The organism is Stenotrophomonas sp. HMWF023 (assembly GCF_003060985.1).
Classification (GTDB): domain Bacteria; phylum Pseudomonadota; class Gammaproteobacteria; order Xanthomonadales; family Xanthomonadaceae; genus Stenotrophomonas; species Stenotrophomonas lactitubi.
On the sequence record NZ_QAIJ01000267.1, the window covers coordinates 12,494 to 28,126 of the forward strand.

Sequence of the window (15,633 nt, forward strand, 5' to 3'; positions counted from 1 at the left end):
AGGTTCCCGCGATCTGTCGGGACGGCGTTCTGCACTGCTGTCGGTGGGTGTCGACCTTGGTCGACACGTAGATCCACGCCATGCGTGGATGCGCTTTTCGCTTCGTGAGCGAAGCGACCCGCTTTTGCTTTTCTTTTTCTTTTCCGTGGTTGGACGCACACGGAAACTGTCAGAGGCCGGGCGGGGTGGGTTGCGCAGGGGCGTGAGCCGCATGGATGCGGCGACCGAGCTTACATGGACGTACTTGCAGCGCCCCCTGCGCAGCCCATCCCGCCCGGCCAAGCAAGGCTTCTGCTCTGAAGACGACCAACCACGAGGGGCTCAGCCGTTCGCGGCCAACTCAACGTCCAGCGCACGCAGGCGATCAACAGTGCCGACATCCGTCCAGCGACCGCGATGATGCTGACCGCTGATCCGCCCCTGCGCCATGAAATGCTTCTGCAACGGCACCACCGAGAACTTCGGTGGCACACGCTCGCTGCCCGGTGCCTCGCCGATCACCGCGCGCCAGTCGGCCACGATCGACGGACGATAGACGCCGATGCCCGCGTAGGTCAGGCACGGACCTTCGCGGTCGTGGTGCAGCACGCCGTGCGCGTCCAGCCGGTAGTCGCCGTTGGGGTGCTGCGTCGGGTTGTCGACCAGCACCAGATGCGCTTCGCCGGCCGGTTCACGCGGCAGCGTGGCGAAATCGAAATCGGTCCAGATATCGCCGTTCACCACCAGGAACGGGTCTTCCCCCAGCGCCGGCAACGCATTGAGGATGCCGCCACCGGTTTCCAGCGGGGTATCGCCTTCGTGCATGAAATGCAGCTGCAGGCCCCATTGGCTGCCATCGCCCAATGTCGCCGGAAACTGCTCGGCGAGCCATGCGGTGTTGATCACCACGTCGCGGATGCCGAACGCAGCCAACCGCTGCAGGTGCCACACGATCAGTGGTTTGCCGGCCACTGCGAGCAGCGGCTTGGGCGTGTGCAGGGTCAGTGGACGCATGCGCTCGCCCAGGCCGGCGGCGAAAATCAGAGCCTTCATCGACACGGCCTTCAGCGCAGCACGCGCATCGGCGCGGCCAGCTCGGCCAGTGCCGGTTTGATCCGCATTTCCAGCAACTGCTGCAACGGCGCCAGTTCGCGGTAGCGCGGCAGCACTTCATCCAGATAGGCGATGAAGCGCGGTGCGTCGTCCAGGTAGTGGCCCTTGTTGTCGCGGTAGCGCAGGCGGCAGAACAGGCCGAGGATCTTCACGTGGCGCTGGATGCCCATCCAGTCGGCATCGCGCAGGAAGGTGGCACGGTCGGGTACCGGCAGGCCGGCGTCGCGCGCGCGCTGGTGATACTGCGCCAGCCAGTCGTCCACGCGCTGCAGCGGCCAGCTCAGGAAGGCATCCTTGAACAGACTCACCGCGTCGTAGGCGATCGGGCCACGCACCAGGTCCTGGAAATCCAGCACGGCCGGGCCGCCGTCCACCGGCATCAGGTTGCGCGGCATGTAGTCGCGGTGGGTCATCAGCTGGGCCTGGCCCAGCGCGTTGTCCATCAGCCGGCGGTGGACCAGCTGCAGGCCTTCGATCTCGCCGCAGTCCAGCTCAAGGCCAAGATGACGCTGCAGGAACCACTCGTCGAACAGGCCGGCATCACGCTGCAGCAGCGCTTCGCCGAACTGGCCGAAATCGGCCGGCACCGGGATGGCCTGCAGGCGCAGCAGCTGCTCGATGGAGCGGCTGAACCACGCGTCGGCATTGCGTTCGTCGAGGATCTTCGCCAGCGTCGGGCCGCCCAGGTCTTCCAGCAGCAGGAAGCCGGCGTCGAGGTCCTGGGCGAGCAGCGCGGGCACGCGCAGGCCGTGATCGTGCAGCAGGCCGCGCATGCGCAGCCACGGCGTGGGGTCTTCCAGCCCCGGCGGGGCGTCCATCACGATGTGGCTGCCGCGCTGGCTGGTGGTGCGCCAGTAGCTGCGCATGCCGGCGTCGACCGAGGCGCGTTCGACCACGGCGTTGCCGTCGTCGAGCTGGGTACGGGCCCACTGCAGGCGCTGTGCGCTGCGATGGGGATCAGAGGCGGGTTCGGTCATGCAGGCATATCCGGGCGCGCCGGGCGCGCCAACGTCGGGGCAGAATGAAAAAGGAGGTGGCGGCTCAGCGGCGGCCGCTGAACAGGCGCAGGATCGCCAGCACGACGACCGCGCCCACGACCGCGCCGAGGAAGCCGGCCGGTTCACCGGGGGCGTACCAGCCCATGTACTGGCCGAACCAGCCGGCCAGCAGCGCGCCGATGATGCCCAGCACGATGGTCAACAGGCAGCCCATGCGGTTGTTGCCGGGCATGAAGAAGCGCCCCAGCAGGCCGACGAAGAAGCCGACCAGGATGATGTAGAGCCAGCTGGTGCTGCCAAACAGACCGTTCATGCAATCAGTGCTCTCGAAGGATGGACGCAGCCTAGCAAGGCCGGGCTGCGTCCGTCACTGCGTGCTGGATCAGCAGCAGCCGTGGTCGCCGTTGCGGGTGCCACTATCGGCGGCCACCGGCGAACCGCTGGTCTCGCCACGCAGGCTTGCCGCGTAGTGCTCGCTGATCACCTTGGACACGCACGAGGTGACCTTCTTGCCCATCGGAATGTGCAGGAACTCGTTCGGGCCGTGGGCGTTGGAGTGCGGGCCGAGCACGCCGGTGATCATGAACTGGGCGCCCGGGAACTTCTCGCCGAGCATGCCCATGAACGGGATTGAGCCGCCTTCGCCCATGTACATCGCCGGCTTGCCGAAGAAGGTCTGGCTGGCATCGTCGATGGCCTTGGTCAGCCAGGGTGCCATCGCCGGCGCGTTCCAGCCGGTGGAGGCCTTTTCCAGGTCCAGGGTGACCTGCGCGCCGTTCGGCGGATCGCGCAGCAGTGCTTCCTTCAGCAGCTCGCCGCAGGTCTTGCCATCGGCAGTCGGCGGCAGGCGCAGCGACAGCTTCACCGCGGTATGCGGGCGCAGCACGTTGCCGGCCGATTCCAGCGGCGGCATGCCGCCGATGCCGGTCACCGACAGGGCAGGGCGCCAGGTACGGTTGAGCACCAGCTCGGTCAGGTCGTCGTTCATCGGCGTGAGGCCGTCGACCAGCGGGAATTTCTCGAAGATCGCAGTATCGACCACGTCGGCGGCACGCTTGGCCTGCTCCAGGCGCTCAGCCGGGATCTCCACGTTCATGCCCTCGATCAGGATGCGGCCGGTGTCCTGGTCCTCGATGCGCGACAGCAGTTGGCGCAGCAGGCGGAAGCTGGACGGCACCACGCCGGAGGCATCACCGGAGTGCACGCCTTCGTTGAGCACCTTCACCGAGAAGTTGCCGCCGGTCAGGCCGCGCAGCGAGGTGGTGCACCACAGCTGGTCGTAGTTGGCGCAGCCCGAATCCAGGCAGACCACCAGCGACGGCTTGCCGATGCGGTCAGCCAGGTGGTCGACGTAGGCCGGCAGGTCGTAGCTGCCCGACTCTTCACAGGCTTCGATCAGCACCACGCAGCGGGCATGCGGCAGGCCTTGGGCCTGCAGTGCCAACACGGCGGCCAGCGAGCCGAAGATGGCGTAACCGTCATCGGCACCGCCACGGCCATACAGCTTGTCGCCGCGCAGGACCGGGGTCCACGGGCCGAGGTCGTCGTCCCAGCCGGTCATCTCCGGCTGCTTGTCCAGGTGGCCGTAGAGCAGGATGGTGTCGTCGCCGGTTTCGGCGCCGGTAGCCGGAATTTCCAGCAGGATCAGCGGGGTACGGCCTTCCAGGCGCACCACTTCTACCTTCAGGCCGGGCAGGTCCTGAGCCTTGGCCCAGGTTTCCATCAGGGTGACCGCCTGCTCCATGTAGCCGTTCTGCACCCAGTTGGCGTCGAACATCGGCGACTTGTTGGGAATGCGGATGTAGTCGACCAACTGCGGGACGATTTCGCTGTCCCACTTGTCATTGACGAATTGGCCGAGCTTGGCGCTGTCCATCTGAAACTCCGGTTGCATGGCTGATCCGCCCATTCTACGCCTCGGCCAAGGGTAGGGTTTTCCCTACATCACGTCGGGTATTTGGCTGGCTTTTAGAAATCCGTGAACCCGATACGCTGTGTGCATGTGGTGACGGACACTGTTTCGACCGACGGGATTGCCGGTCGGGACGGTCAGAACCACAAGGAGATACACGTCGTGCCTTGGTTTGTCGTGTTGAGGGCGCTGGTGCTGGGAATGTGGATCACGGGAGCGCAAGCTGCCGAGCCGATCGACATCAACCGGGCCGATGCCCAAGCGCTGCAGCAGGGATTGACGATGGTCGGGGCCACCAAGGCAGCGGCGATCGTCGAGCACCGGCGCAGACACGGCCCGTTTCACCGCGTCGAGGACCTGACGCAGGTGAAGGGGATAGGGACATCGATCGTCGAACGGAATCGACGGCGGATCACCGTTGGCAGCAGGATGTTGCCCGCGGATCCGGTACCCGGATCGGTACCGGTGCGAACCGTACCCAGGCGCTGACAACAGGAAACGTCGGGACCGGCAGGATGCAGGTTCATTGGCTACGGACAGGATGCCCGTAACCACCGACTGTCGCAGGGATGCGACACCAATCACCAGGATGGTGGCATCACAGACCTGTGGAAGGGGCTGAGATACAAACAGGACAGACGCGGCCGCGTGCAGGATGCAACGCCGCCCCCGCTTCGCAGGATGCGAGGGGGTGGCAGCAGGCCGACAGGGACGTGACGATTGCCCGGTACGACACATGGCTGTGTCGCCGGGCAATTTCTTTTGGCGCAGCCACCACGCGCCCATGGTGTACGGTGAGGCCATTCGCATGGAATGGAACCTGCTGGATGCACCTGCACCGTTTGACCTTGATGCTCGCCGCTGCTCTGGCACTGCCCTGCGCTGCACAGGCGGCCGCACCCTCCAAACCCGTCGCGGCCACGACTTCCGAAGTACGCGGGCCGACCGACCTCAAGCCCGGCGAGTACCTGTGGCATCCGGAAGTTTCGCCGGCCGGGCCGATCGTGCTGGTGGTGAGCCTGGATGAGCAGCGCGCCTATGTGTACCGCAACGGCATTGCCATCGGCCTGACCACGATCAGCTCGGGCAAGACCGGCCATGAGACGCCGACCGGTGTGTTCACCATCCTGCAGAAGGACAAGGACCACCGTTCCAACCTCTACAACAGCGCACCCATGCCGTACATGCAGCGGCTGACCTGGGACGGCATCGCGCTGCACGGCGGCAGCCTGCCTGGGCACCCGGCCTCGCATGGCTGCGTGCGCCTGCCGCAGGCCTTCGCGCAGAAGCTGTTCAGCGAAACCAAGCGCGGCGATACGGTGGTCGTGGCCGATGCCAAGAGCGCGCCGATGACGCTGGCCTATCCGGCCGTGCTGGCGCCGGTGAATGCGCGCGGACAGGCCCTGCCGGAGGGCGAGGCCGGCGCCCCGGACAAGGCGTGGTGGGATGATGCGGCCGCCCCCAGCGGTCAGGTTGGCATCCTGGTCAGCCTGCACGACCAGCGCCTGTACGTGCTGCGCGACGGTGTGATGATCGGCGAGTCGCCGTTGAAGGCCGACGCGCTGCCGGCGTTCCAGGGCACCACTCTGTTCGTGATGGGCCAGGGCTACAGCGACACGCCCAGCCCGCTTGATGCGCAGCAGCGCCTGCACCAGTGGACGGCCTATCCGCTGCTGGGCCAGGACCGCGCCCAGGCCACGCCGGACCTGCTGGCCACCCCATCGCTGCCGATGGCGCTGCCGGCCGATTTCGCCCGCCAGCTGTACCGGGTGCTGGTGCCGGGCACGACCCTGCTGGTCACCTCGTTGCCGGCGGTGCGCCCAAGCGCGGCTGAATCGGGTATGCAGCCGGTCTTGGAATCGGAGCCGCCAGCGTCCACCCTCAAGGGATCCTGAGACCTCCCTGCGTGCCCATGTCCACTTCCCGCTCGTGCCGGCTGGCCGCTGTTGGCCTGCTGGCGACTGTCACCAGTGCGTCGGCATGGGCACAGACGCCTGTTGCCGCGATCAGCGCCGACGATCTCGCTGCGCAGCTGGCACGCAGCGCGCCCAAGGCCGACCGCCGGGTGCTGCAGTTGGCCGCCCACGCCATGCGCTGCGCGCTGCAGCGGCCGGAACTGGGTGTCAGCGGTGAACGCCTGAGCGTGATCGACTACTCGCGGCCGTCCACCGAGCCGCGGATGTGGGTCTTCGACCTGGCCCGCCAGCGGCTGCTGTTCGAGGAGTGGGTGGCGCATGGCCGCAACAGTGGCGAGAACCGCACCGAGCATTTCTCCAACCGCGATGGCAGCTTCATGTCCAGCCTCGGCGCGTTCACTGCGCAGGAAACCTACATGGGCGGCAACGGCTATTCGCTGCGCCTGGCAGGGTTGGAGCCGGGTTTCAATGACCGCGCACGCGAGCGCGCCATCGTCATCCACGGTGCGCCGTATGTGAATCCCTCCACCGCACAGTTGCAGGGTCGGTTGGGGCGCAGTCTCGGCTGTCCGGCGGTGCGGTTGTCGGTGGCCAAACCGCTGATCGACGCGCTGCGAGGCGGCACGATGGTGTTCGCGTACTACCCCGACCAGGATTGGCTCAAGCACTCGCAGCTGCTGGGTGGCGATTGCGGTACGGCCGCGGGTCTTGCAACGCGTTGATGCGTTGTGGCGCGCGGCATGATGCAATGCGCGCATGAACATCGACTCCCTGCTGCAGACCCCGAGCCAGGTGATTTCCAGCCTGGATTACCGCCGCGAACGCTGGCGCAACGGCCTCGGCTGGACCCGCGAGATCCTGCGGTTGCCGGCGCAGGGTGATGACTGGGCATTGCGCCTGTCAGTGGCCGAAATCGAACAGGACGCCGCGTTTTCCGCATTCCCGGGCGTCGAGCGTGAACTGGTGCTGCTGCAGGGCAATGGCGTGCGCCTGCGTTTCGAGGACGGCCGTGTAGCCGAAGTGCTGCCACCGCATGGGCGCGTGCGTTTCGCCGGCGAGGCAGCGCTGCATGGCGAGCTGGTCGACGGCACCACTCACGATTTCAACCTGATGTGGAAGCGCGAGCTGCTGCAGGCCGAGCTGCTGCACCGGCCACTGGTCGGCCCGATGTTCTTCTTCTGCGAACCGGGTGTGGCGTGGGCCCTGCACCTGTTGGGTGGGCAGGCCACGTTTGGCACAGACAGTGGATTGCCTGCGATGCAGAGCGGCGATACCGCATGGTTGGCCGCCGGTGAGCGTCAGCGGCATGCGCTGCAGGGTGGCGGGGAGTTGCTGGCGATACGGGTGAGCGCCGCAGGCGGCTGAGCCATCGTCGGCGCCCGGAGGCAATCATCCACGCATGGCGTGGATCTACTGAAGCAGATTGCGCGGTTTTTTTCCGTAGATCCACACCATGCGTGGATGCAGTGGCCGATGCCACGGCATGGTACGAACCAAGGTTCGCACTCACCAGAAGCCGATTCACACCGACCGAAGCCGTCCAGTAGATCCACGCCATGCGTGGATGCAGCGGCCGATACCGGGGCATGGTGCGAACCAAGGTTCGCACCCACCAGAAGGCGGTTCGCACTCACCGGGAGGCGGTTCGCCCCACCCGGAAGCAGTTCGCCCTTACCCGTTCGCTCAATACACGTCGCGCCGGTAGCGACCGGCCAGGAGCAGTGCTTCCTTGCCATCGGCACCGAGCACCTGCTCGATCACTGCATCCACTGCCGGGGCCATGCCCTGCAGGCTGCCGCAGACCAGGATCGTCGCGCCTTCATCGATCCACTGCCGCAGAGTGGATGCTTCGGCCAGCAGGCGATCCTGCACGTAGTGGTGCGCGCCGCCATCACGGCTGAATACCGTATCCAGGCGGGTCAGCGTGCCGTTGGCGAGCATCGCCTGCAGCTCATCGCCGAAGTGAAAATCATGCGCGGCTGAGCGTTCGCCGAACAACAGCCAGGTTCGACCGCCGCCAACGCGAGCGCGCTCGTGCAGGTGTGCGCGCAGGCCAGCGATACCGGTACCGTTGCCGATCAGCAGCAGCGGAACATCGACGGCGACACCGTGGAAATTCTCGTTGCGGCGCAGGCGCATCTGCATCGGTTCGCCGATGGCCGCGTGGTCGCACAGCCAGCCACTGCCAACGCCCGGTGTGCCATCGGCACGCAGCTGACGGCGCAGCAGCAGCTCCACCGCGCCGTCGTCCATCACCGAGGCGATGGAGTACTCGCGATGCGGCAGTGGCTGCAGTGCCGCCAACAATCCAGGCATATCGCCCGCTGCAACCAAGGAAGGCAGATGCGATCGCACGACGCGGGCGAGCAGCGTATTCCCATCGTCCAACACGGTATCCGCATCGAAGCCCTGCGCCTGCAGCCAGTCGCGCGTGCTCTGTTCGGCGTGCTGGGGTCCGACCTCAGCGATGTCGCCCGCCTGCCAGTGTGCGCTGCTGTCGGTCGGTGGCTGCAGGCGCAGCCAGTAGACAGGACCACCGACGCTGCCGGGGTTGAGGTGGATGCGCTGCAGCAGCGTCCACGGCTGGTACTCGGCCGGTGTCCAATCGGGCAGTTCGCTGGCGTCGCCGCCGAGCTGGCCGAGCAGCTGCTGCCAGTGGCGCAGGGCGGCTGGATCGGCGTTGTCGACTTCAATGGCATCGAACAGCGGATGCGCGCCGTGCTGGCGCAGCCAGTCGTGCAGCTGGTGGCCGAACGCGCAGAAGTGGCCGTAGCTGCGATCACCCAGTGCGAGCACGCCGTACTGCAGGTGGCCCAGAGGCGGCGGCGTGGTCATCACCCGGCGCAGGAAGGGCAGGGCGTGGTCGGGTGCATCGCCTTCGCCGGTGGTGCTGACGATGAACAGTGCACGCGCGCTGCCCGCAAGCAGGGGCGCATCCACGTCGTGCAGACCGCGCAGGCGCACCGGCACGCCGGCCGAGCGCAGGGCCTGCGCACTGCGCTCGGCGAGTTCGCGGGCGAAGCCGGTCTGGCTGGACCAGACCAGCAGCATCGGTTGGCTTTCGCCTTCGGCCGTGTCATCGCGTGGACGGCTGCGCCACCACACCACGGCGCACGCCAGCGAATACAGCGCGGTGGCGGCCAGTGCGATGACCCACTGCCGCGACGCCGGCGCACCCTGCCACCAGGCTTCGCCGAGGTGCAGACGCAGCAGGGCGCCGCCGATCACTGCCAGCAGGACCAGAACCACGCCGTTGCCAAGGGTTGCGCGCGAGAAACGAGTGCTCATGCGGCCTGCTCATCCAGCAGTTGCTGGAAGGCGCTGCTGAGGGTTTCGCGTGGGCCATCGGCGGCGCGTTCGAGGTAGCGCGCCGCCAGCCCTTCGCGCTCTGCCAGCGCGATGCCCGCGTCGCGACCGAGCACGGTCAGTGCGGTGGCCCAGGCGTCAGCGTGCATCGCGTCGTCGGCGACCACGGTGACGGCGGCTGCGACCTGTCGCACCGGCGTGCCGCTGCGTGGGTCGAGGCTGTGACTGTAGGCCACGCCATCGTCCTGATACTGGTGCCAGCGATCGCCGGAGGTGGCCACTGCCTTCCCTTCCAGCGCGAGTACACGCGGTGGCATATCGGTGTGGGCATCTTCTTCCGGCGCCGACTCCACCAGCACGCGCCACGGCTGGCCGTCGGGCTTGCGGCCGTAGCCCGCCAGCTCGCCACCGACTTCAATCAGTGCGGCATCGACACCTTGGCTGCGCAGCCAGGCGGCGACGTGGTCGACACCGAAGCCCTTGGCGATCGCTGAGAGATCCAGCTCCAGGCCGCCGGGTTGCAGCAGCGCATCGTCCTGCCAGTGCAGGCGCTGCCAACCGCAGCGTGCACGGGTTGCCTGCAACGTGGTGGCATCGGGTGCACGTCGTTCACCAGCATGCGCACCGAAGCCCCACAGCGCCACCAGTGGGCCGATGGTCGGATCGAAGGCGCCGTCGCTGGCGGCGGCGATGGCCTGCGCGCAGGTCAATACATGGCGTGTTTCGGTGGGCAGCACGCAGTAGCGTCCCGCCTCGGCGCGGTTATAACGGCTCAGGTCCGAGCCTGCTTCCCACGTGCTCATCTGTGCGACCACTTCATCCAGGCGGGCCTGGACGCCAGCATGCAGCGGATGCAGGTCGCGCTGGCGCGGTGCCACCAGAGACACGCTCCAGGTGGTGCCCATGGTGGTGCCGCCCAGCCGGGCGATGTCGAGTGCGGTAGAGGTCATGGGCATGCGTGGCGGGCTGCGATACCCGGGCGCGCCGGGTATCGCAGCGATGCGTTTACTGCGGCAGTACTTCCAGCGTGGCGACGTAGCTGAGACGACGCTTGGCGGCCTGTTTGACCGACGTCTTCTTGTCCTCGGTGCCGGTTTCCAGCCAGTACATGCCGGCTTCCGGCCAAGTCACCTTGATCTCGCCCTTGGCGTCGCTGGTCAGTTTCTGCTCGTCCTGCGCGTTGCGGTAGCGGGTGCCACCGCGCACGATCTCGAACTCCAGGCCCGCGGTCGGCTTGCCGTCGACCAGTACGCGGAAGGTGGCTTCCTCGCCGGCAAACAGGTCGTTCGGGTGGCCGACGGCCACCAGTTCGATGCCGCGGTTGGTCGGCTTCAGCGCGGTGTCGTTCGGCGCGCCGTTGGTGACGAAGGTCTCCACGCGGCCGACCGACTGGCTCACTTCCAGCTTCTTCGCATCCTTGGGCAGTTCGCCGAAGGTGGCGGCGGTGCCGCGCCAGCGCTTGCGCTCGCCATTCAGTTCATAGGTGGCCGACAGGCCGTCGTTGACCGAGGCGATGCGGTAGGTGCCCTGCTGTTTCAGTTCGACGTCGAACACGCTGCGGTACTTGCCGGTGGACGCGTTCTGCGCCTGCACGGTGCTGCCGTCCGGGGCGGTGATCACCACCGATTCCAGGCGCAGCGGCACGTGGTTGAAATAGAACAGGTCATTGGAGACCGCACCATCGACGGTGATCCACGGCGCATTGCCGGCGATCACGGTCTGCGAGGGCAGCAGCCAGGCCTTGTGGGCCAGGGCAGAGAAGGGAAGGGCAGCGGCCAGAGCGGCGGCGAGGACGAGCGTGCGCTTCATGCGGAAGACTCCAGGAAGGATCGGGTGCGTTGCGACAGGACGGAGGGAATTGCGACTTGATCCCCTCCGTCCCCTTTTCAGGGCTTGACGGCGAGGGTGACCTGGCCCAGTTCGGTGGCGCCCTGCGCGCGGCCGTTCTGTGCGGCGGTGGCCGGCCAGCTGAAGGGGATCTTCAGCAGTTCACGGCCGCCGACTTCGCGCACCGCTTCCACCACCAGGGTGTAGTTGCCCGGGGCCAGCTGCTTCAGCGCCGGCTGCTTGTCGTTGAACGACAGCGCGTGCTTGCCGGCGGGACGGGTCGGGCCGGTCACGCCGTCCACCGGCACCTGCAGGGTGCGGCCGCTCTTGCGCCACCACTGGCGCAGGTCGGGCAGCCACTTGGTGCCATGGCCTTCGCTGTTGCTGGTCTGCTGGTACCAGACCGACAGGTTGGCGGCGACCTTCTGGTCGGCGCCTTCCAGCCACACTGCCACATACGGGCGGTGGTACTCGGCCACGTTGAGCTTGGGTACTTCGACGTTGATGTCGAGGGTGGTGGCGTAGGCCGGCGAGGTGGCCAGCAGGCCGCTGAGGGCGATGGTCAGGGTGACGCGCATGGGGCGGCTCCGGAGAAACGGATGGAAATCACGGTGGAAGTTCAGTGGATCAGCAGCAGGGCGATCAGCAGCGGAATCATCAGGCCCAGGCCGACCAGCGGCCAGGTCATGCGTCGCTGCCGCGCATGCAGGTGCAGCAGGAACAGACCGGTGATGCAGAACACCAGGCAGGCCACGGCGAACACGTCCAGGAACCAGCCCCACGCGGGGCCGGCATTGCGGCCCTTGTGCAGGTCGTTGAGGTAGGACACCGCGCCGCGCGAGGTCGATTCGTACTCGACTGCGCCGGTTTCGCGGTCGATGCTCAGCCAGGCGTCGCCGCCGGGGCGTGGCAGCGACAGGTAGATTTCCTCGGCTGACCATTCGGCGGGTCGGCCGCCGATGGAAATGCCCAGCTGCTCGTCCAGCCATTGCCGGGCCGGGCGCGGGATCGGCGCGTTGCCGTCCTCGCGTGTGCCGAGCTGGCCGCGCACGTCGGCCGGCAGTTCCAGATGCTGGTTCTGCACCTGTGGCTTGGCCTCGATCTTCGCCGCGTGGTTCAGCGTGAGCCCGGTTACCGCGAACAGCAGCATGCCGATCAGGCACACCGCCGAGCTGATCCAGTGCCACTGGTGCAGGGTACGCAGCCAGAAGCCGCGGCTCTGTTGCTGCTGCACGGTGGAAGATGCGGGACGGCTCACGGCACGGTTCGGGACGGATGAATACTGGGCATTACATCATTGATGAGAATTGCTCGCAATTAGATGTCGTTGTGTATCTCTGAAGGGGTAGTGCCGGCCGCTGGCCGGCAGATCCCATGACTCTTGGAAACATCGTGCGGTTGCCGGCCAGCGGCCGGCACTACCACTGACCGGTAGATCCACGCCATGCGCGGATGGAGCGCCGTCCAGGTTCGGTATGGGCAGTAGATCCACGCCATGCGTGGATGGAGCGCCGACCAAGGTCGGCATCTACCAGGTCAGGGCGATGCCGGCCAGCGGCCGGCACTACCGGTCGCGGTCTCAGAACTTCGCGTTGAGCGAGATCCAGTAGCTGCGGCGCTGGTCCTTGGTGGCGTAGTCGTCCACGCAGTTGTATTCGCTGGGGCTGGTCAGCAGGCACGACTGCGAGACGAAGTTCTTGTCGAACAGGTTGTTGACCCGCGCGTTGACCGTCAGCCACTGCGTGGCCTTCCAGCTGCCACCGAGGTGGAAGATCGTGTAGTCCTCGTAGTAGCGGGTGTGGCTGGCACCGGCGGCATCGAGGATCGTGTCGCGGTAGCGGTCGTAGCGGCCTTCGCCGATCAACGACAGGCTGATCGCATCGTTGAGCTGCCAGTTGAGGCTGGCGTTGACCATGTGCTTGGCCGGCATGGTGCCGGTGATCGGCAGGCCCTTGCCGGAACCGGCGGTCTGCTCGCTTTTGGTCCAGGTGTAGTTGCCACGCAGCTGCAGGTTGTCCAGCAGGTCGACGTGGCCGGCCAGTTCCGCGCCGCGCGTTTCGGCCTTGTCGATGTTCACGCTCTGGGTGAAGGTGCTGTAGCCCAGCGACGCCCAGCCCGGGCCGATATCCACGCAGTAGCCGCTGCCCGCGGGCGCCACCTCGCAGTTGGGGAACGTGCCGCCGCTGGCGATCTTGTCTTCGAACTTGTTGATGAAACCGGTGACGTTGAAGCCCCAGCGCTGGCCCTCGTAGTACGCGGCCAGCTCGTAGTTGGTGCTGGTTTCCGGCTTCAGGTTGGGCGAACCCACCAGCGGCAGCACGCCCTGGCCACCGAAGCCGGTGATGCCGGGGAACAGCTGGTCCGGACGCGGGGTCTTGTAGCCGGTGCTGACGCCGCCCTTGAAGGTCCAGGCATTGGTCGCGTTCCAGACCAGGTAGCCGCGCGGGCTGAGGTGGCTGCCGAAGATGTTGTGGTCGTCGTAGCGCAGGCCGAAGGTGGCGGTCAGGGTGTCGGTCAGCGACCAGTTGTCCTCGGCGAACAGCGCCCACATGCGGTGCTTCTGCTTGGTGTTGCTGCGGTAGCCGGCACCGTCCATGCCGAACACGCCGTCGACCATGTCGGTGTCGTTGTACTGGCCGCCCACGGTCAGCTTGTGCGCGCCGAAGTCCAGGTCGAGCATCGTGTCCAGCACGTAGCCTTCCAGCTCCATGGTGCGCAGCGGACGCGGCAGGAACGCCTGCAGGCGTGCCTGTTCGCTGGCGTTGAGTGCGCCCAGCGCGTTGTTGCGGCCGGCGGCACAGTTGTTGGCGGCACCGGTGCGGCGGCAGACGTCGTTCCACAGGGTCTGCAGGCCGGCGCGCTCGTCCAGCGTCAGCGGCAGCGAGCGTCCGAGGTTGCTGCTCTTGCTGTGGGTCAGCGAGGTCTGCCAGGTGCCGAAGCTGTAGCGACCCTGATGGGTCAGCGAGAGCTGGTCGCGCTCATAGCGCTGGTAGGCGGTGTAGCCCACGCGCGGCTGCACCACGCGGCGGGTGACGGTGCCGCTGCCATTCGGGTTCGGGACCACCGCGTTGCCGACGCGCCACAGGCTGGCCAGGCTGTCGAGCGTGCCGGTCTGGCCCTCGCTGTTGTCGTACTTCTGGCGAGAGACGTCGTAGTCCAGCCACAGCTCGTGGTCGTCGTTGACATGGAAGTTCAGACGCACGCCGGTATTCCAGTTGGTGTTGGCCACCGACTTGCCGCCGCCACCAAAACCGATGCTGCGTTCCCACAGCGTGCCGTCGGGCAGGGTCAGTGCATCCCACTCGGGATTGGAGGCTTTGGCATCGTAGTAGCTGCCGCGCACGGCCAAGCCGAGGCGGTCCTTCACTAGTGGGCCGCTGAGGTACAGGTCGGTGCTGCGTGCATCGCCGAACTGGTCGTCCTGCTGCACGGTGAAGCCCTGGGTGACCGCGCCGTGCCAGCTGTCCTGGTTGCGGCGGGTGATGATGTTGATGACGCCGCCCATTGCATCCGAGCCGTACAGCGTGGACATCGGGCCACGCACCACTTCGATGCGCTCGATCGCATCCAGCGGCGGCAGGTAGGCGAACTGGCCACCGCCGAAGTTGTTCGGATACAGCTGGCCGGCGTTGCTCTGGCGGCGCCCGTCGATCAGCACCAGGGTGTATTCGGACGGCAGGCCGCGCATGGAGATGGTGGCGCGGCCGTTCTTGTCGGTGGCTTCCAGGCCGACGTCGATGCCCTCAACGTCGCGCAACGCGTCAACCAGGCTGGTGTAGGGGCGCTTGCTCAGTTCTTCGCGACTGACCACGCTGATGCTGGCCGGTGCGTCGACTACTTTCTGCTCGAAGCCAGCGGCGGTGACTACCACCTTGTCGAGGGTCTGGGGTGCGCCGGAAGCGTCGCCATGGGCGTAGGCGGGAGCCGCGACGGCGGCCAGCACGGCGCTGGTCAACAGATGGCGGGACAGGGACGAACGGACACGATGGCGCTGGGCCATGGCAGATACCTCGAAGGATGTAAGGCAGCGCGATGCCGGGCGCGGAGCGCGCGCGGCAGGGCAGGGATGGCCCGGTCAGGGGCGGCAGAGGTGAAGCAGGCTGCGGCGAGCCGGTGCAACCGCTCAGGCGGTCACAGCGTGCCGTGGATCAGGCGAGCGGCGGCGCCTGGCCGCGTTGCTGGCGACGCCCGGGCGCATCGGTCCAGGGCATGTCTGGTGCGGCCAACGGCCAGTGCGAACGCGCGCCGGACGGAGCCGACGCGGAGGGAACCAGATCAAGTTCGGTACGCAGCCAGTGGCTGGCCAGCAGCAGAGGCGGTGCCGGCTTGTCAGTGGACTTGGCCGGTGCCGATGCGCAGCGCCGCAGCTTGGCTGGCGCTTCTTCCTGCAGAGGGGCTTCGCCGCCGCGCTCTTCCAGCGGCTGCTGCAGCGCCTGGGTTGCAGCCGCATGAGCCACGGGTAGCAGCGGCAGGGTGCCCAGCAACAGCGTCAGCATCGCCACCCACGCCAGCAGGCTGGCCAGCGCAGGCCGACGGCCGCGCATGGCGGTGCCGAGCTGTACAAGCCGAAGCGGGCGAGGTC

At 67.0% G+C, this 15,633-nt stretch carries 15 protein-coding genes; 4 read left to right on the top strand and 11 right to left on the bottom strand.

Annotated elements, in window-relative coordinates:
• Positions 1–321: 321 nt before the first annotated feature.
• From murU to DBR20_RS15360, 4 genes are all read right to left on the bottom strand, one after another.
• Entirely contained in the window at positions 322–1,032 is a 711-nt protein-coding gene (murU, locus tag DBR20_RS15345; RefSeq protein ID WP_108266771.1) for an N-acetylmuramate alpha-1-phosphate uridylyltransferase MurU, read from the bottom strand.
• Positions 1,033–1,043: 11 nt separating this feature from the next.
• Positions 1,044–2,069: a phosphotransferase gene (locus tag DBR20_RS15350; RefSeq protein ID WP_108266772.1), complete on the bottom strand. Its 1,026-nt coding sequence runs from the start codon at positions 2,067–2,069 to the stop codon at positions 1,044–1,046.
• A gap of 64 nt (positions 2,070–2,133) precedes the next feature.
• A complete protein-coding gene (locus DBR20_RS15355) occupies positions 2,134–2,403 on the bottom strand; it encodes a GlsB/YeaQ/YmgE family stress response membrane protein (RefSeq protein WP_089239335.1) in 270 nt (89 codons plus the stop codon).
• A 69-nt stretch (positions 2,404–2,472) separates the two neighbouring features.
• A complete protein-coding gene (locus DBR20_RS15360; protein WP_108266773.1) occupies positions 2,473–3,966 on the bottom strand; it encodes a M20 family metallopeptidase in 1,494 nt (497 codons plus the stop codon).
• A gap of 237 nt (positions 3,967–4,203) precedes the next feature.
• On the opposite strand from DBR20_RS15360, the gene DBR20_RS15365 reads away from it, so the two are divergent.
• The 4 genes from DBR20_RS15365 to DBR20_RS15380 all read left to right on the top strand — a co-directional run bounded on the left by DBR20_RS15365 (position 4,204) and on the right by DBR20_RS15380 (position 7,283).
• Complete coding sequence (locus tag DBR20_RS15365; protein WP_223880019.1) at positions 4,204–4,491, top strand: helix-hairpin-helix domain-containing protein; 288 nt, start codon at positions 4,204–4,206, stop codon at positions 4,489–4,491.
• 338 nt (positions 4,492–4,829) lie between these two features.
• On the top strand, positions 4,830–5,897 hold the full coding sequence (locus tag DBR20_RS15370) for a L,D-transpeptidase (protein WP_108266774.1): 1,068 nt from the start codon (positions 4,830–4,832) through the stop codon (positions 5,895–5,897).
• Positions 5,898–5,914: 17 nt separating this feature from the next.
• Complete coding sequence (locus tag DBR20_RS15375; RefSeq protein ID WP_100551747.1) at positions 5,915–6,640, top strand: murein L,D-transpeptidase catalytic domain family protein; 726 nt, start codon at positions 5,915–5,917, stop codon at positions 6,638–6,640.
• A 34-nt stretch (positions 6,641–6,674) separates the two neighbouring features.
• On the top strand, positions 6,675–7,283 hold the full coding sequence (locus DBR20_RS15380; protein WP_108266775.1) for a HutD family protein: 609 nt from the start codon (positions 6,675–6,677) through the stop codon (positions 7,281–7,283).
• Between the two features lie 318 nt (positions 7,284–7,601).
• Here the strand turns inward: DBR20_RS15380 and DBR20_RS15385 are convergent, their stop codons facing one another.
• The 7 genes from DBR20_RS15385 to DBR20_RS15415 all read right to left on the bottom strand — a co-directional run bounded on the left by DBR20_RS15385 (position 7,602) and on the right by DBR20_RS15415 (position 15,595).
• The gene (locus DBR20_RS15385; protein WP_108266776.1) at positions 7,602–9,206 is read right to left on the bottom strand and encodes a flavodoxin domain-containing protein; all 1,605 of its coding nucleotides are present in this window, start codon (positions 9,204–9,206) and stop codon (positions 7,602–7,604) included.
• Positions 9,203–10,174: an FAD:protein FMN transferase gene (locus DBR20_RS15390; protein WP_108266777.1), complete on the bottom strand. Its 972-nt coding sequence runs from the start codon at positions 10,172–10,174 to the stop codon at positions 9,203–9,205. The genes DBR20_RS15385 and DBR20_RS15390 overlap by 4 nt, the downstream gene beginning before the upstream one ends.
• A gap of 55 nt (positions 10,175–10,229) precedes the next feature.
• Positions 10,230–11,033, bottom strand: coding sequence for a DUF4198 domain-containing protein (locus DBR20_RS15395; protein ID WP_089239348.1), 804 nt, complete (start codon positions 11,031–11,033; stop codon positions 10,230–10,232).
• Between the two features lie 77 nt (positions 11,034–11,110).
• On the bottom strand, positions 11,111–11,629 hold the full coding sequence (locus DBR20_RS15400) for a DUF2271 domain-containing protein (RefSeq protein WP_108266778.1): 519 nt from the start codon (positions 11,627–11,629) through the stop codon (positions 11,111–11,113).
• A gap of 41 nt (positions 11,630–11,670) precedes the next feature.
• Positions 11,671–12,309 carry a PepSY-associated TM helix domain-containing protein gene (locus DBR20_RS15405; protein WP_100551751.1) on the bottom strand — a complete coding sequence of 213 codons (639 nt, stop codon included), beginning with the start codon at positions 12,307–12,309 and terminating at the stop codon, positions 11,671–11,673.
• A gap of 321 nt (positions 12,310–12,630) precedes the next feature.
• Positions 12,631–15,051, bottom strand: a complete 2,421-nt coding sequence (locus tag DBR20_RS15410) for a TonB-dependent receptor (RefSeq protein ID WP_108266779.1) — start codon at positions 15,049–15,051, stop codon at positions 12,631–12,633.
• Between the two features lie 148 nt (positions 15,052–15,199).
• The gene (locus DBR20_RS15415; RefSeq protein ID WP_100551753.1) at positions 15,200–15,595 is read right to left on the bottom strand and encodes a hypothetical protein; all 396 of its coding nucleotides are present in this window, start codon (positions 15,593–15,595) and stop codon (positions 15,200–15,202) included.
• Positions 15,596–15,633: the final 38 nt, after the last annotated feature.

Bases quoted from the DNA above. Each gene is read 5' to 3' on its own strand.
- DBR20_RS15370 (WP_108266774.1), top strand. From the start codon at position 4,830: ATGCACCTGCACCGTTTGACCTTGATGCTCGCCGCTGCTCTGGCACTG.
- DBR20_RS15380 (WP_108266775.1), top strand. From the start codon at position 6,675: ATGAACATCGACTCCCTGCTGCAGACCCCGAGCCAGGTGATTTCCAGC.
- murU (WP_108266771.1), bottom strand. From the start codon at position 1,032: ATGAAGGCTCTGATTTTCGCCGCCGGCCTGGGCGAGCGCATGCGTCCA.
- DBR20_RS15355 (WP_089239335.1), bottom strand. From the start codon at position 2,403: ATGAACGGTCTGTTTGGCAGCACCAGCTGGCTCTACATCATCCTGGTC.
- DBR20_RS15390 (WP_108266777.1), bottom strand. From the start codon at position 10,174: ATGACCTCTACCGCACTCGACATCGCCCGGCTGGGCGGCACCACCATG.
- DBR20_RS15350 (WP_108266772.1), bottom strand. From the start codon at position 2,069: ATGACCGAACCCGCCTCTGATCCCCATCGCAGCGCACAGCGCCTGCAG.
- DBR20_RS15400 (WP_108266778.1), bottom strand. From the start codon at position 11,629: ATGCGCGTCACCCTGACCATCGCCCTCAGCGGCCTGCTGGCCACCTCG.
- DBR20_RS15375 (WP_100551747.1), top strand. From the start codon at position 5,915: ATGTCCACTTCCCGCTCGTGCCGGCTGGCCGCTGTTGGCCTGCTGGCG.
- DBR20_RS15410 (WP_108266779.1), bottom strand. From the start codon at position 15,051: ATGGCCCAGCGCCATCGTGTCCGTTCGTCCCTGTCCCGCCATCTGTTG.
- DBR20_RS15365 (WP_223880019.1), top strand. From the start codon at position 4,204: ATGTGGATCACGGGAGCGCAAGCTGCCGAGCCGATCGACATCAACCGG.
- DBR20_RS15360 (WP_108266773.1), bottom strand. From the start codon at position 3,966: ATGGACAGCGCCAAGCTCGGCCAATTCGTCAATGACAAGTGGGACAGC.
- DBR20_RS15385 (WP_108266776.1), bottom strand. From the start codon at position 9,206: ATGAGCACTCGTTTCTCGCGCGCAACCCTTGGCAACGGCGTGGTTCTG.
- DBR20_RS15395 (WP_089239348.1), bottom strand. From the start codon at position 11,033: ATGAAGCGCACGCTCGTCCTCGCCGCCGCTCTGGCCGCTGCCCTTCCC.
- DBR20_RS15415 (WP_100551753.1), bottom strand. From the start codon at position 15,595: ATGCGCGGCCGTCGGCCTGCGCTGGCCAGCCTGCTGGCGTGGGTGGCG.